Annotated in this window: 14 protein-coding genes; 4 read left to right on the top strand and 10 right to left on the bottom strand. The window is 64.1% G+C overall.

Going from position 1 to position 14,636, the window contains the following annotated elements; all coding sequences use genetic code 11:
- Positions 1-12: 12 nt before the first annotated feature.
- From dxr to pyrH, 5 genes are all read right to left on the bottom strand, one after another.
- Entirely contained in the window at positions 13-1,176 is a 1,164-nt protein-coding gene (dxr, locus tag KDC96_RS07265) for a 1-deoxy-D-xylulose-5-phosphate reductoisomerase (RefSeq protein WP_212451892.1), read from the bottom strand.
- A gap of 10 nt (positions 1,177-1,186) precedes the next feature.
- Entirely contained in the window at positions 1,187-1,777 is a 591-nt protein-coding gene (locus KDC96_RS07270) for a phosphatidate cytidylyltransferase (RefSeq protein ID WP_371815541.1), read from the bottom strand.
- A 177-nt stretch (positions 1,778-1,954) separates the two neighbouring features.
- Positions 1,955-2,653 (bottom strand): polyprenyl diphosphate synthase, encoded by a 699-nt coding sequence (gene uppS / locus KDC96_RS07275; RefSeq protein WP_212451895.1) that lies wholly within the window; start codon positions 2,651-2,653, stop codon positions 1,955-1,957.
- A gap of 21 nt (positions 2,654-2,674) precedes the next feature.
- The gene (gene frr / locus KDC96_RS07280; protein WP_212451897.1) at positions 2,675-3,232 is read right to left on the bottom strand and encodes a ribosome recycling factor; all 558 of its coding nucleotides are present in this window, start codon (positions 3,230-3,232) and stop codon (positions 2,675-2,677) included.
- A 3-nt stretch (positions 3,233-3,235) separates the two neighbouring features.
- Complete coding sequence (gene pyrH / locus KDC96_RS07285; RefSeq protein ID WP_212451900.1) at positions 3,236-3,970, bottom strand: UMP kinase; 735 nt, start codon at positions 3,968-3,970, stop codon at positions 3,236-3,238.
- A gap of 91 nt (positions 3,971-4,061) precedes the next feature.
- Here pyrH and KDC96_RS07290 point away from each other — a divergent pair, with 91 nt between their 5' ends.
- The gene (locus tag KDC96_RS07290; RefSeq protein WP_212451902.1) at positions 4,062-5,135 is read left to right on the top strand and encodes an MBL fold metallo-hydrolase; all 1,074 of its coding nucleotides are present in this window, start codon (positions 4,062-4,064) and stop codon (positions 5,133-5,135) included.
- A gap of 69 nt (positions 5,136-5,204) precedes the next feature.
- Here the strand turns inward: KDC96_RS07290 and tsf are convergent, their stop codons facing one another.
- Together tsf and rpsB are read right to left on the bottom strand one after the other, a co-directional pair.
- On the bottom strand, positions 5,205-6,131 hold the full coding sequence (gene tsf / locus KDC96_RS07295; protein ID WP_212451904.1) for a translation elongation factor Ts: 927 nt from the start codon (positions 6,129-6,131) through the stop codon (positions 5,205-5,207).
- 108 nt (positions 6,132-6,239) lie between these two features.
- The gene (gene rpsB / locus KDC96_RS07300; RefSeq protein WP_212451906.1) at positions 6,240-7,004 is read right to left on the bottom strand and encodes a 30S ribosomal protein S2; all 765 of its coding nucleotides are present in this window, start codon (positions 7,002-7,004) and stop codon (positions 6,240-6,242) included.
- Positions 7,005-7,313: 309 nt separating this feature from the next.
- On the opposite strand from rpsB, the gene KDC96_RS07305 reads away from it, so the two are divergent.
- On the top strand, positions 7,314-7,577 hold the full coding sequence (locus tag KDC96_RS07305) for a hypothetical protein (RefSeq protein WP_212451908.1): 264 nt from the start codon (positions 7,314-7,316) through the stop codon (positions 7,575-7,577).
- Here KDC96_RS07305 and KDC96_RS07310 read toward each other — a convergent pair.
- The gene (locus KDC96_RS07310; protein ID WP_249171967.1) at positions 7,513-8,385 is read right to left on the bottom strand and encodes a phosphatidylcholine/phosphatidylserine synthase; all 873 of its coding nucleotides are present in this window, start codon (positions 8,383-8,385) and stop codon (positions 7,513-7,515) included. The two genes, KDC96_RS07305 and KDC96_RS07310, sit on opposite strands and share 65 nt — an antisense overlap.
- Before the next feature lie 10 nt (positions 8,386-8,395).
- On the bottom strand, positions 8,396-9,148 hold the full coding sequence (locus KDC96_RS07315) for a phosphatidylserine decarboxylase (RefSeq protein ID WP_212451910.1): 753 nt from the start codon (positions 9,146-9,148) through the stop codon (positions 8,396-8,398).
- A gap of 177 nt (positions 9,149-9,325) precedes the next feature.
- On the opposite strand from KDC96_RS07315, the gene KDC96_RS07320 reads away from it, so the two are divergent.
- Positions 9,326-10,426 (top strand): phosphatase PAP2 family protein, encoded by a 1,101-nt coding sequence (locus KDC96_RS07320; RefSeq protein ID WP_212451913.1) that lies wholly within the window; start codon positions 9,326-9,328, stop codon positions 10,424-10,426.
- Here KDC96_RS07320 and KDC96_RS07325 read toward each other — a convergent pair.
- Entirely contained in the window at positions 10,387-11,526 is a 1,140-nt protein-coding gene (locus KDC96_RS07325) for a beta-ketoacyl-ACP synthase III (protein ID WP_212451915.1), read from the bottom strand. The genes KDC96_RS07320 and KDC96_RS07325 overlap by 40 nt on opposite strands.
- 350 nt (positions 11,527-11,876) lie before the next feature.
- Between KDC96_RS07325 and KDC96_RS07330 the strand changes: the two genes are divergently transcribed.
- On the top strand, positions 11,877-14,591 hold the full coding sequence (locus KDC96_RS07330) for a DUF3857 domain-containing protein (protein WP_212451917.1): 2,715 nt from the start codon (positions 11,877-11,879) through the stop codon (positions 14,589-14,591).
- The last annotated feature ends 45 nt before the right edge of the window (positions 14,592-14,636 follow it).

A 14,636-nucleotide genomic window follows, 5' to 3' on the forward strand; every position in this document is an offset into this window, starting at 1 on the left:
AAAGGGGGTGATTCAAACAACGGCGTAATGCTCCAGAATTTCGGTCGCCCGGGCGCGCACATCGGCATCGAGCGCCAGCACGTCCTCCAGCGAACGCGCCGGTTGCGGGCTATAGCGGTTCAGAAGTTCCTCCACCACTGCCGCTATGCGGGTGAACCGAATCTGACCATCGAGGAAGGCGGCCACGGCAACTTCGTTCGACGCGTTGAGCACTGCGGGCGCGCTGCCTCCGACGTGGATGGCATTGCGGGCCAGCCGGGTCGCGGGAAAGCGCTCCTCATCGGGCGCGAAAAAGCTCAGTTCGCCGATCTGCACGAGGTCGAGCGGTTCGAGCGGCGTGTCCATCCGCTTCGGCCAGGCGAGGCAATTGGCGATCGGAACCCGCATATCCGACGGGCCGAGCTGCGCCAGCGTCGATCGGTCGCGGAATTCGACCATCGAATGGATCACACTTTGCGGATGGACCACGATCGACAGGCGATCCAGCCCCACCGGGAACATGTAATTCGCCTCGATCAGCTCGAGGCCCTTGTTCATCATCGTCGCCGAATCGACACTGATTTTCGCGCCCATGTCCCAGTTGGGGTGCGCCACGGCCTGCTCGGGTGTCGCCGCTTCGAGCTGCTCCTGCGACCAGGTCCGGAACGGTCCGCCGCTCGCCGTCAACGTGATCCGCGCGACATCGTCGAAATGGTTGCCGACGAGGCACTGAAAGATGGCGTTGTGCTCACTATCGGTCGGCAGCAGCGCGGCGCCATGCTGCGTCAATGCCGCCGTCATGACGGCTCCGGCCGAAACCAGCGCTTCCTTGTTGGCAAGCGCGATCGTCCCGCCGCGCTCGATCGCGGCCATCACCGGGGCAAGCCCCGCGCAGCCGACGATCGCCGCCACCGTCAGATCGACCTCGCGCCGCGCGGCATCGCACAGCGCCTGCGCGCCGCCCGCCGCTTCGATATCGGTCCCCGACAGCGCTTCGCGCAATGCGTCGAGACATGATTCGTCGCCCACCACCGCAAGCTTGGCATCGAATTCGCGCGCGAGCTTTCCGAGCTCGGCCGCGCTGCAATTGGCGGTGAGCGCCTCTATCTGCCACGCTTCGCGGTCACGGCGGATCAGGTCGAGCGTCGAAGCGCCGATCGATCCGGTAGCGCCCAGAATGGTTATCGAACGGGTCATAGCGTCTGCATTATCCCAGCAAATTCGGTGCCACGGCAACCACGAACAGAACGAAGAACACCGCGAGGAAGCCGTCGAGCCGGTCGAAGAACCCGCCGTGCCCCGGAATGAGACTGCCCGAATCCTTCATCCCGGCGCGGCGTTTCATCCAGCTTTCGAAAAAATCCCCAGTCTGCGCAATAATCGCGATCAGACTCCCGGCGACCAGCGCGAGCGACACACCCGAAACGCTCAGCTGCTCCGATGCCGTCGGGCCGAACCCTGCAAGCTCGTGCGCCAGCGCCACGATACTGGCGGCCAGCGCGCCTCCGCCCAGCCCGGCCCAGGTCTTCGACGGGCTGATTCTGGGAGCGATCTTGGGACCGCCGATCGCGCGACCGGCGAAATAGGCCCCGACATCGACTGCGATCACCGGCAGGAGGAACACCAGCGCTACCTCAAGCGCGCCGTAGCTCCGCCGCACCTGGATCAGCGCCAGTGCAGCGGCGGAGACATAGGCGGCCCCGAAGAACAGCCAGGCGATCTCGCCCAGCGGCGAAATGCCGAAGGCTTTGACGATCGCATTCCATTCCCACAGCACCAATCCGGCGAGCAGGACCACGAAAGCGATCCAGAACCCCCCCCGAGCCAGAGCGCGGCGGTGGCCACCGCGACCATCACGATCCCCGATGCGAGGCGGATCTGGAGGTCGCTCATGCGGCCGGGATCATCGCCACTCTGCCCGACAGCGGGATCGCCCGATTCCAGCGACTTCTTGGTGATTTCTTCGAGTCGCCGCTTAACGTCCGCCATAGCGCCGCTCCCGTGTGCCGAAATCGTCGAGCGCCTGCTGCAGATGCTCCGGCTTGAAGTCGGGCCACAGCGTGTCGACGAAGAGCATCTCGGCATAGGCCGCCTGCCACAGCAGGAAGTTCGACAGCCGAACCTCTCCACTGGTGCGGATCAGCAGATCCAGCGGCGGCAAATCGTGCGTGTCGAGGTTGGCGTCGATCGATGCGGTCGTGATCTCCCCCGCCTGCGCCGCGCGGGTCGCGGCGCGCGCGATCTCGTTCTGCGCGCCATAATTGAGCGCCACGGCGAGCGTCTGCGTGCCCTTGGAAGTCTGTTCGAGAGCATCTTCGAGCATGGCGACGATATCAGGTGCAAGCGAACGCCAGTCGCCGATGATCTTGAGCTTCACGCCGTTGGCGATAAATTCGGCCAGGTCCGATTTGATGAACTTGCGCATCAGGTTCATCAGATCGTCGACCTCGTCCTCGGATCGTTTCCAGTTTTCCGAAGAGAAGGCGTAGAGCGTCAGACAATCGAGCCCCATCGGCTCGACCGCGCGAACCAGCCGCCGGACAGCTTCGACCCCGCGCTGATGACCGACCGAACGCGGCAGGCCGCGCTTCTTCGCCCAGCGACCATTGCCGTCCATGATGATGGCCACGTGACGGGCGCCCTGCCCTGTTCCGGTGTTGGGCCGCTCGCCCATTAGCGCTCCCCTGCCGCGTCCTTACTGCGTCAGGATTTCCTGTTCCTTCTTCGCCGCGGCCTCGTCGGTCTCGGCGACGTATTTGTCCGTCAGCTTCTGGACTTCGTCCTCCATCCGCTTGCGGTCGTCTTCGGAGATTTCCTTTTTCTTCTCGTCGGACTTGAGCGCTTCCATCCCGTCGCGGCGGACGTTGCGGATCGCGATCTTCGCCTTTTCCGCATATTGTCCGGCGAGCTTGGCGAGTTCCTTGCGGCGTTCTTCGGTGAGATCGGGCATCGGCAGGCGCAGCGTCTGTCCGTCGATCATCGGGTTAAGCCCGAGGTTGGCGTGCGCGATCCCTTTTTCGACCGCGATCACGTTCGACTTGTCCCACACCTGCACGCTCAGCATGCGCGGCTCGGGCGCGGAAACGGTCGCAACCTGGTTGAGCGGCATCATCGCGCCGTAAACCTCGACCTGGACCGGATCGAGCAGGCTGGTGTTCGCGCGACCGGTGCGCAGGCCCGAAAGATCGCCCCGAAGCGAATCGACGGCTCCCTGCATCCGGCGTTCGATATCTGCCTTGTCGTATTGCGGCATGGCTTACGCTTCCCCTCTGACAATTGTCTGGACGCCCTCGCCGCTCAGAACGCGGGCGACGTTTCCTTTTTCGCGGATCGAGAACACCACTATCGGAATGTGGTTCTCGCGGCAAAGTGCCACTGCCGTCGCGTCCATCACCTTGAGGTTCTGCGACAGGACCTGGTCGTAAGTGATGGAATCGAAACGGGTGGCGTTCGGATTGTGTTTGGGATCGCTGTCGTAGACCCCGTCGACGCTGGTGCCCTTGAGCAGCGCGTCGCAACTCATCTCGGCTGCGCGCAGCGCCGCGCCGGTATCGGTGGTGAAGAACGGATTGCCGGTGCCTGCGGCGAAGATCACGATGCGGCCCTTCTCGAGGTGCCGCTCCGCGCGGCGCCGGATATAGGGTTCGCACACGCTGCTCATCGGGATCGCGCTCTGCACCCGCGTCTGCACGCCCAGCTGTTCGAGCGCGTTCTGCATCGCCAGCGCGTTCATCACCGTGGCGAGCATGCCCATGTAATCTCCGGTCGTGCGATCGAGCCCCTTCGCCGCCGCGCTGATCCCGCGAAAGATATTGCCCCCGCCGATCACCAGACACACTTCGAGCCCGGTGTCCTTCGCCGCCTTCACCTCTTCGGCGAGCCGCGCGACATAGGCCGGATCGATCCCGTATTCCTGCTCCCCCATCAGAACTTCGCCCGAAAGCTTGAGCAGGACGCGCTTGATTTCGGGAAGGGCCGATGTTTGGGACATGGGTGACAAGCTTCCGGTTCGGACTAAGACTGCGGCTTCCCTTAGCCACGGCGGCCCAAGCGCGCAAAGGGAAAGACGGGGAGACAATCGGATGACCATAAAACGGCGAATCGCCTTCGCTCTAATCGGCGTGGCGCTGATCGCAGGAGCGCTGGTGCTCGCGTTTCAGCGCACGATCGGAGAACGGGTTTTTGCCAGCGCGGTCGCACAACGCCTCGCGCAGAACGATCTTCAGTTCGGACCGGGGTTGCATCTTGTCCTGTGCGGGACGGGCTCACCGCTCCCGAACCCAGATCGGGCGGGACCCTGCAATCTTGTGGTGGCGGGTGAACAGTCGTTCGTGGTCGACATCGGGGAAGGTGGCGCGCGCAATCTCAATCTCATGGGGTACGATATTGGCTCAATCGACGGATTGCTGCTGACCCACTACCATTCCGACCACGTCGACGGGATCGGACCGCTGGCGCTGCTTTACTGGACCATCGGCACTGCCAGAGCACCGCTCGATGCATACGGTCCCACGGGGATCGCGGAACTCGTGGAGGGATTCAACGCCGCCTATGCGCTCGACCACGCCTATCGCGTGGCGCACCATGGTCCCGAAATCGTGCCCGCCAGCGGTGGTGGCCTGCGCGCCGTTCCGTTTGAAGTCGGCGACGAGCCCGTGATTGTTCTTGAACGCGGTGGCCTTACGATCACGGCTTTCCCGGTCGAGCACGACCCGGTCCGCCCCGCGATCGGATACCGGTTCGATTATCAAGGCCGATCGCTGGTAATCAGCGGCGACACATCGCGCTCATCGTCGCTCGAAGCAGCGTCGCAGGGCGCCGATTTACTGGTTCACGATGCGTTGCAGGGCAAACTGGTCGGAACACTGACCGAAGCGCTGGATAAGTCGGGCGCGCGGAACACCGCTCAGATCACCCGCGACATCCTCGATTACCATGCCTCGCCGGAGGACGCAGCGGCCAGTGCTCAGACAGCCGGGGTCAAATATCTTGTGCTTTCGCATCTCGTACCGCCGATCCCCAATGCATTTCTTTATCCCTCGTTCCTCGGCGACGCGGAAAGCAAGTTCGATGGCGAGATAATCGTCGGCGAAGACGGGATGATCTTCACGCTGCCACCGGAAAGCGAAGCGATCGAACGTCGCAAGGTGCTATAGAACGCAAAAACAAGAAGGCCGCCGCAGCGCTGCGCTGCGACGGCCTTCTGTTCTCAATCTACAAGAAACTCAGCCGCCGACGGCAGCCGCGACTTCCGCTGCGAAGTCGCTTTCTTCCTTCTCGATCCCTTCGCCGAGCTGGAAGCGGACGTAGTCGACCAGCTTGATCGTGCTGCCTGCCTCCTTGGCGGTGCGGGCGACGTGCTCTTCGACGGTCGCCTTGCCGTCCTTGACGTAGACCTGGCTCAGCAGCGCGTTTTCCTTGGCGTATTTCTTGACCGCGCCTTCGACCATCTTTTCCTGAACGTTCTCAGGCTTGCCGCTTTCGGCGGCCTTTTCCTGGGCGATCGCGCGCTCGCGCTCGATCACGGCCGGGTCGAGGCCATCGGCATCGAGTGCCTGCGGGAACATCGCGGCGGCGTGCTGGGCCACGTCCTTGCCGAGCTCGGCGAGAACGTCGGCGCTGGCATCGCCCTCGAGCGCGACGAGCACGCCGATCTTGCCGAGGCCTTCGGCGACGGCATTGTGGACGTAGGACACGACCGCGCCCTGCGAGACCGATACGGTTTTCATGCGGCGAATCTGCTGGTTCTCGCCGATCGTCGCGACATTGTCGGTCAGCTTGTCGCCAACCGTCCCGCCATCGGGATAGGCTGCGGCCTTGAGCGCGTCGACATCGTCGCTGCCGAGCGTCAGGGCAACGGCGGTGGTCTTGCGCACGAAGTCCTGGAACTTGTCGTTCTTGGCGACGAAATCGGTTTCCGAATTGACTTCGACAGCCACGCCGCGCGTGCCCTCGACGGCAAGGCCGACGAGACCTTCAGCCGCAGTACGGCTCGATTTCTTCTGGGCGGTGGCAAGCCCCTTGGCGCGCAGCGCGTCGACGGCGGCTTCGATGTCGCCAGCGGCTTCGCTCAGCGCTTTCTTGGCGTCCATCATACCTGCGCCGGTCTTTTCGCGCAGTTTCTTCACATCGGCGACGGTGAAATCGGCCATGGTGATTTCCTTCTGATAAATCTGGGGCACCGGGCCCCGTTGCGGGTGCCCGGTGCGGTATTCTGGGATAGCGACGCGCGCGCGGCGCGCGCCGACTGAAAACGTGGATCAGGCGTCCGCGGTCTCGGCGGTCGGTTCGGCCGGAGGCTCGGCCATTTCGCCGACATCCGCGCCCGAATCCTGCACCGCGCCACCGCGACCGGCTACCGCCGCATCGCGAATGGCATCGCAATAGAGGCGCACGGCGCGGCTGGCATCGTCGTTGCCCGGAACCGGGAAGGCGATCCCGGACGGATCGACGTTGGTATCGAGCACCGCGATCACCGGAATGCCGAGCACGGCAGCTTCCTTGATGGCGAGGTCTTCCTTGTTGGCGTCGATCACGAACATCACGTCCGGAATGCCGCCCATGTCGCGAATGCCGCCGAGCGACAGTTCGAGCTTGTCCCGCTCGCGCGTCAGCTGGAGGATTTCCTTCTTGGTCAGACCGTGGGTCTCGCCCGACAGCTGCTCTTCGAGCGTCTTGAGCCGCTTGATCGACTGGCTGATCGTCTTCCAGTTGGTCAGCATCCCGCCGAGCCAGCGATGGTTGACGAAGTGCTGGCCCGATGCGCGGGCGGCTTCGGCGATCGGCTGCTGAGCCTGGCGCTTGGTGCCGACGAACAGCACCTTGCCGCCGGCGCGGACGGTTTGCTCGACGAAATCGAGCGCGCGCGCGAACAGCGGCACGGTCTGCGACAGGTCGATGATGTGAACGCCGTTGCGGTTGCCGAAGATGTACGGCTTCATCCGCGGGTTCCAGCGGTGGGTCTGGTGGCCGAAGTGTGCGCCGGCCTCGATCAATTGCTGCATGGTGACGGTGGTGGCCGCCATAGGTATTTCCTTTCCGGTTGTTCCTCTGGAAGGCAGGAACCGCAGGCGGCCTAAACGAATAGGGGCTCCGCTCGCGGCACCGGTATGTGGCGCCTTCCATGTGAATTTCGCGCGGTCCGGAAGCTGATGCCCCCGATCCGACGCGAGAGCGGCCCCTTAGCCGGGCAAACCGGACAAATCCACCCTTTTCGAACATTTTTGCGCCCCGCGCCCATTCACCGCTTGACACTGTGGAACAATAGTAGAACAAGGCGTTTGGAACAAACATCGAACATGCATTGTTTTGCACCGGTAAGGGAGCACCCTAGGATGATCACGACCACACTGACCGCGCTGTTCGTGGCTGTTGCGATTGCCACAGCGTTGGGCCTTGTCGATTGCTGGCTGCTCGGCCGGGATGCGTACGCCTCGCTCAGGCAGGAGCGTGCGCTCGCTCGGGCCGGGTTCGTGCCGATGGTCGAAGCGGACGTGATGCGGCTGCGCCGTCCGGTTCGCGCAGCGGCCCTGGCTAATCGTGCGTCGGCGCAGCGTGCACCGGTGCCGTTTCCCGCTCGAGCGCGCGACGCCGCTTGATCCGTCCGTATTTCAGCAAGGCGTAGGGCATCAGCGCGAGATAGCCGACGCTGATCGCGGTCATCGTCCACCACGGCTCCAGCAGCAGGGCGGCGAAAGCCAGCGCGACGAACGCGATGAGCCCGAGCCTGACCCCGCGGCGCGGGCGAAGCGCCGCCCAGCTGAGCGTCGCCATGTTCGAAATCATCAGGACCGCGATCAGGCTGATCCAGATCGCCAGCGCAACGGGATCGCGGAACTCCTCGCGACCGGTCGCCATCCACAGATAGAACGGGGCAAAGGCGATGCCCGCTCCGACCGGCGCAGGCACCCCTGTCAGGAACCCGGCCGATTTGTGCGGCTGATCCTCGACATCGATCCGCGCGTTGAACCGCGCCAGCCGCAGCGCGCAGCAGATCGCGAACAGCAGCGCTGCGAACCAGCCGAACGGCTTCAGTTCGTTGAGCGCCCACAGATACAGGATCACCGCCGGTGCCATCCCGAACGACAGCGAATCCGCAAGACTGTCGAGCTCCGCGCCGAACCGTGACTGGGCATTGAGCAGTCGAGCGATCCGCCCGTCGATCCCGTCGAGCACTCCCGCCAGCACCACCGCCAGGATTGCAAAGGCCCACTGCCCCTCGATCGCGAAACGGATTCCGGTCAGCCCCGAACACAGCGCCGCGGCAGTGATCGCGTTGGGCATCATCGCGCGCAGCGAGAGCCCCTTGCCGTCGGCGGCTACCTTGCCATCCTCGTCCTCCGCCGCCTTCGGTCCGACACGCGCCGGAAGCGGCGATTTGCGGGGGCGTTTCCCGTGCTTCTTCACGGAGTGCCCATCATTGCGCGATGCCTTCGAGCAAGGCCTGAGCGCCGACCTCGGCCAGCACCGTTTCCCCGGCGATCACGCGCTGGCCCATCAGCACCCTGGGGCTGGTGCCAGCGGGCAGATACACGTCGACCCGACTGCCGAACCGGATCAGGCCGACCCGCTGGCCTTTGGCAACGGTGTCGCCCGGTTTCACGAACGGGATGATCCGGCGCGCGACGAGACCGGCGATCTGCGTGAACCCGATCTGCAACCCGTCGGCGCGTTCGACCAGGATATGCTGGCGTTCGTTCTCCTCGCTCGCCTTGTCGAGATCGGCGTTGACGAATTTGCCCGGGATATAGACCAGCCGCCGGATCGTGCCCGCGATCGGCGCGCGGTTGATGTGTACGTCGAACACGCTCATGAAGATCGACACCCGCGTCACCGGCCCGCTGGGCAGCCCCGGGTTGGCCGAACCGTCGTCGATCTGAAGTTCGGCCGGCGGCTCGACCGTCGTGATCAGCGAAATCAACCCGTCGGCCGGTGCGACGATCGCATCGTCGGCCTGTGGCACCACGCGCTCGGGATCGCGAAAGAACGCGAACACACCCGCCGACAGCAGCAGCAGCGGCCAGCCGATGATTTCCCAGTCAAAGATGATCAGCGGCACCAGTGCGATCGCGATCGCGATCAGGCCGAACTTGCGCCCCTCCGGATGGATCGCGGGCCAGCTCCAAGTGGCCTCGCCGCGGCCCTGATTGTCGAGAATTTCACCTGCCATGCGCCCGCATCTAGGGCGTGGCTCGCGGTGTCGCAAGCGAAGCGCGCGCAATGGAGCGGGCAAAAGGGCGAATTCTCGCTGTGTCCCAAGGCTTGGACCGCACAATCGAGGACTGTCCCGAGGTCTGCCGCACATTCACACTTTAGTGATATGTTTACCCTAATTCGGGTCGCCGTGATGAACGACACCGCCATCGTCCCGCCCATGCAGACACTCGAACAGTCGGCCGCACGCCGGTGGCTGGGCGAAGTGCCGATCTACGCGATCGGGCTGGCGTTGATGGCGCTTTGCATCGGTCTGTTGATGTCGCGGGGCGTCAATCCCAGCATCGAAGGGATTTTCGTCAACGCACGGCTGTTCGGCATGTTCGTTGTAGTGCTGGTAGCCTGGGATGCGGGCCGACAACTTTATCGCGCACGTCCCGTCAGCCCGGTCGCGCACCTCAAGGCGCGCTATGCCGATCCGGGGCTGATCCGCACGATCCGCGCAGGCTTGCCGCTGCTTGCCGTCGCGATCGTCCTGCTGCCCTACTTCTCCAAGATGAAGGCCGCGATTCCGCTGTTCAACGACTACACCTGGGATCAGGCCTTCATTGAGTGGGATCGCGCGATCTTCTTCGGGCACGATGCCTGGCAGGTGCTGCAACCGGTGTTCGGATATCCGGTCGTCACCGCGTTTCTCGCGCTGCTCTACCAGCTGTGGTTTCTGCTGCTCTATCCCGGCGTCATGTTCTTCGCTTTTGCGCGGATCGACAGCGACGTACGGCGGCAGTTTTTCCTGTCTTATGTGTTGAGCTGGACGCTGATCGGCGGGGCGATGGCCACCTGGCTGGCATCGGTCGGCCCGTGCTTCGTGGGGCCGATGCTCGGCAATCCGGCCTTCGATGCGCAGATGGCCTATCTCAACTCCGCCAACCAGCAGATCCCGATCATGGTCCTGCCGGTGCAGGAGATGCTGCTCGAATGGTACGGCAAGGCGGAAAACGGCCTAGGCAGCGGAATCACCGCGATGCCGAGCATGCATTGCGCGATCGCGTTTCTCTATTGGCTTGCGATGCGCCGCATCTCGCCGCGCCTGGGCGTCTTCTTCGGCGTGTTCTTTGTCATCACCTGGATCGGCAGCGTGCACCTCGCCTACCATTACGCGGTCGACGGGCTGGTCTCGCTGATCGCGGTGGCGGCGATCTGGAAGGCGTCGCAGGCGATAATCGCCGCGTGGGACGCCGCCGTCGCAGCGCGTCAGGCGACCTTGCGCACGAACACCGTCCCGGCCGAATAGCCCGCACCGAAACTGCAGATCAGCCCGGTGTCGCCCGGCTCGAGATCGTCGCTATGCTGGTGGAAGGCGATGATCGAGCCCGCACTCGAGGTGTTGCCATAGGTATCGAGCACGGTCGGGCTTTCGTCCTCGTCCGCCTCGTGACCCAGCACGCGCTGCGCGATCAGGCGGTTCATCCCGGCATTGGCCTGGTGCAGCCACAGGCGCCGGATGTTGGCAGGATCGATCTGCAGTTTGCTCGCCTCGTCGACGATCATCTGCGCGACCATCGGCACCACTTCCTTGAACACCTTGCGTCCTTCCTGGACGAACAGCTTGTCGGCAGCGCCCGCAGATTCGGGATGCGCGCGGTTGAGAAAGCCGAAATTGTTGCGGATGTTGTTGGAAAACACCGTCTTGAGCTTGGTCCCGAGGATCTCCCAATGTTCCTTCGGTGCGATCGCTTCGTCTTCGACCAGCACCGCAGTGGCAACATCGCCGAATATGAAGTGGCTGTCGCGATCGCGCCAGTTGAGGTGTCCCGAGGTGATTTCAGGGCTGACCACCAGCACACTCTTCGCATTGCCAGCGCGCACATAATCCGCCGCTGTCTGGATCCCGAACGTCGCCGATGAGCACGCGACATTCATGTCGAAGCCGAAGCCTTCGATCCCCAGCGCCTCCTGGATCTCGATCGCCATCGCCGGGTAGGCGCGCTGCATGTTCGATGCCGCACACAGCACCGCATCGACGTCCTCGGGTTTGCGCCCGGCCCGCTCCAGCGCCTGACGCGCGGCGATCACGCCGATCTCCGCCATGATGGACAGCTGGTCGTCGGGGCGTTCGTCCCAGCGCGGGGCCATGATCTCGGGGTCGAGGATCGGCTCTTTCGACATCACGTGCCGCGCCTTGATACCGCTCGCCTTTTCGATAAATTCAACCGACGAGGGATGCAGCGCCTCGACCTCGCCGGCCTCGATCGCTTCGGCGTGGCGCTGGTTGTGGCGCTCGACAAAGCTGTTGAAGCTGGCGACCAGCTCTTCGTTGGTGATCGATTCCGCCGGGGTAAACAGACCGGTGGCGGAAATGACGGGGCGATGGGTCGGTTGCAGGTCTTGCATGGGACGAGCGCAATACTGCCGCGTCGATGCCCCCGCAAGAGCGCTCGGGCATGGGCACGGCCGAATGCGGGACATGCCGCGCAAAAGCGCTTGAGCGGTAGCCTGCCTTCGGTAAAACGAAACGGGGCCAACACCCTGCTGGAGCGAGACAATTTGATACAGGGGGCCGACGAGACAAGCCGGTCCGATCGGAAATGCAGGAAATTATGCGACTGAACATTGAAACGCGTCACTCCGGCGCATCGGATAAATCTCGTCCATGGCGGCACCGGCGCACGGGATCCGCGCTTGCGCGCGCAACGGCATTCCTTCTCGCGACCGCAGCGCTCCCCGCAGCGGCCGGCGACGAAGTGCTCTACGAACCTGCGCCCGACTGGATCATCCCGGTCGACGTTTCGACCGTCGAACGCGATCCGACCAACAATCTCGTGGTGCAGGATACGCAGATCCGGATCGAGGACGGACGGTTGTGGGAATATACAGACACCGTGTTCCGCATTTCGTCGCTGCAGGAACTGGGACAGGTCGGCACCCTGACTGCCCGCTGGTTGCCGGACAAGGGCGACCTGATCGTCCACGAGATCGCGATCCTGCGCGATGGCGAGACGATCGACGTGATCGCGCAGGGCGAGCGGATGGACACCCTGCGCCGCGAGCGCATGCTCGAAATGCAGATCATCGACGGCACGCTGACCGCCACCATGTCGGTCCCGGGCCTACAGGTCGGCGATGACCTGCGCATGCGCTATTCCGTCACCAATTCCGATCAGGCGCTGGGCCGCGAGGTGCAGAGCCAGTCGCTGCTATGGCGCGAGCCCGGCAAACCTGCCGATTTCGCTCGCATTACCGCATCGTGGGCCGAAGACCTGCCGGTGCGCTATCAGACCGGGCCCGAACGCGACATCGTCACGCCCGAACTGCGCGACGGCCACAAATGGCTCAGCGTGATGATGCCGCTGCCCGAGGCGGAGGATTTCCCCTACGATGCCCCGGCGCGCTATCGCGTTCCCAGCCTGCTGCAGCTCGGCACGTTCAAGGACTGGGCCGAAGTGTCGAGCGTAATGGCTCCCTACTACAAGGTCGATGGCGCGCTCGACGAGCTCGACGACCTGAAGCAGCGCGTCGATGCGATCCGCAATTCGGGCGGGAGCGAACTGGAACAAGCGGTCGCCGCGCTCGAACTGGTGCAGGAGGACATCCGCTACCTGATGAACGGTCTCGACGGCGGGAACTACCTGCCGCAGGACGTCGCGACCACCTGGGAAAAGAAGTACGGCGACTGCAAGGCCAAGACGGTGATCCTGCTGGCGATCCTGGCCGAGCTCGGGATCGCGGCCGAGCCGGTGCTGGCATCGACCAATCGCGGGGAATTCGTGCCGACATCGCTGCCGCTTCCCGGCGCGTTCAACCACGTGCTCGTGCGCGCGACGATCGCGGGGCAGCACTATTATCTCGACGGCACCAGCCTGGGTGCGAATATCGACGTCGTCGGCAACGTCCCGCCGTTCTACTACACGCTGGCGATCCGCGATGGCGGCGCGGAGCTCGAGGAGATCGTCCAGGATCTGCCGCGGGTCGCGGAAATGGGCATCGCATTCGATATGGATGCGAGCCTGGGCGGCGACCTCCCGATGCTCGGCACCGTGACCATGACGTTTCTGGGCCCGCGCGCGGCGCAGATGAACTCGAATGCGGAAAAGGTCACCGACGAGAACAAGCAGTCGATGGGCAGCGGTTTCCGCCGGCTGCTTGGCGGAGAGGTCAACGTGCTCGACGTCACGATCGAGCAGGGCGACGACGACAGCGAAGCCACCGTGGTGGTCGAGGCGATCTTCCCCCCGCTGATCAAGTATGATGGATCGGTCGGCGAATTCGCGCCGCAGCTTCCATCGGGCCGCTTCAACTTTTCGCCCAACCGATCGAAGCAGGCGTGGCGCGATTTGCCCGCGCGGGTGAATCCGCCCAACACCGCGACCGGCGAATTCCGGATCACGCTGCCGGAGACCGAGGGCGAATTCGAAATCAAGGGCGAGCAGGAGATCGATCTGATCGTCGCGCGTCAGCAGTTCCGGCGCAATGTCACGCTAGAAGGGCGCGAACTGGTGATTGTCGAACAGCAGACCAGCCTCGGCGGCGAGGTTCCGGCGGAGGAATTCCGCACCGAGCGCCGCAAGTCGGCCCAGCTGGCGCGGTCGCAGGTCAAGGTGGTCGCGCCCAAGGATATGCCGCGGCGCTGGCGCTTCGCCGAAGGCGCGGATCGCTCGGTCCTCGCACCGATCGATGCGGCCCTCGGACGGCTGATCGAAGAGGATACGGACGAGACCGGCCCCTATCTCAACCGCGCGAGTTTCCGCTTCAGCACCTACGATTTCGCCGGAGCGCTGGCGGATCTCGACAGTGCTATCGCAATCGAGGCGACCGCCGGACTGTTCGAACAGCGCTCGTTCATTCACGAAAACCTGCTCGATTTCGACAGCGCCGCCGCCGACCTCGAGGAAGCCTATCTGCTCGATCCATCGCACGAACGCGCGATCGCGCTGGCGCGCATGATGACCGATGCGGGCAAGCTCGAAGAAGCCCGCGATCTTCTCGCGGAAGTCGACGGCAACGAGGAAGTGCAACGCACGCTCGCCTACGCGATGGCCGATGTCGAAGCGGTCGGCGGCAATGGTGCGGCGGGGTTGGAACTGCTCGCCGATCTCCTGATCGACGCGCCCAACAACGGCGACGTGCTCAATTCGAAATGCTGGTACATGGGCACCTGGCAGGTCGATCTCGACGATGCGATATCGGTCTGCACGAAGGCGGTCGAAAACAGCGCGAACACCGCGATGGCGCTGGACAGCCGGGCGCTGGCGTTCTTGCGCAATGGCATGTTCGACGAGGCGCTGGCCGATGCCGATGCGGCGCTGGAACTCAACCCCGATCAGACCGAGACGCTGCTGCTGCGCGGCCTGATCCTGCGCGCGCGGGGCGAAGAACGCGGGCAGGCCGACATTGCGTCGGCCATCGCCCGCAGCCCGGCGCTGGCGCGGCAGTATCGTCGCTGGGGCTTCGAACTCTAGCGCGATCGACGTTGGTCAGTAACGGGCCAGCACCGGACCGATCGG

Source organism: Erythrobacter sp. JK5 (assembly GCF_018205975.1).
Lineage (GTDB): Bacteria > Pseudomonadota > Alphaproteobacteria > Sphingomonadales > Sphingomonadaceae > Erythrobacter.

Excerpts from the sequence above, each read along its gene's own strand:
- dxr (WP_212451892.1), bottom strand. The coding sequence starts at position 1,176 with ATGACCCGTTCGATAACCATTCTGGGCGCTACCGGATCGATCGGCGCT.
- uppS (WP_212451895.1), bottom strand. The coding sequence starts at position 2,653 with ATGGGCGAGCGGCCCAACACCGGAACAGGGCAGGGCGCCCGTCACGTG.
- frr (WP_212451897.1), bottom strand. The coding sequence starts at position 3,232 with ATGCCGCAATACGACAAGGCAGATATCGAACGCCGGATGCAGGGAGCC.
- pyrH (WP_212451900.1), bottom strand. The coding sequence starts at position 3,970 with ATGTCCCAAACATCGGCCCTTCCCGAAATCAAGCGCGTCCTGCTCAAG.
- KDC96_RS07290 (WP_212451902.1), top strand. The coding sequence starts at position 4,062 with ATGACCATAAAACGGCGAATCGCCTTCGCTCTAATCGGCGTGGCGCTG.
- tsf (WP_212451904.1), bottom strand. The coding sequence starts at position 6,131 with ATGGCCGATTTCACCGTCGCCGATGTGAAGAAACTGCGCGAAAAGACC.
- rpsB (WP_212451906.1), bottom strand. The coding sequence starts at position 7,004 with ATGGCGGCCACCACCGTCACCATGCAGCAATTGATCGAGGCCGGCGCA.
- KDC96_RS07305 (WP_212451908.1), top strand. The coding sequence starts at position 7,314 with ATGATCACGACCACACTGACCGCGCTGTTCGTGGCTGTTGCGATTGCC.
- KDC96_RS07315 (WP_212451910.1), bottom strand. The coding sequence starts at position 9,148 with ATGGCAGGTGAAATTCTCGACAATCAGGGCCGCGGCGAGGCCACTTGG.
- KDC96_RS07320 (WP_212451913.1), top strand. The coding sequence starts at position 9,326 with ATGAACGACACCGCCATCGTCCCGCCCATGCAGACACTCGAACAGTCG.
- KDC96_RS07325 (WP_212451915.1), bottom strand. The coding sequence starts at position 11,526 with ATGCAAGACCTGCAACCGACCCATCGCCCCGTCATTTCCGCCACCGGT.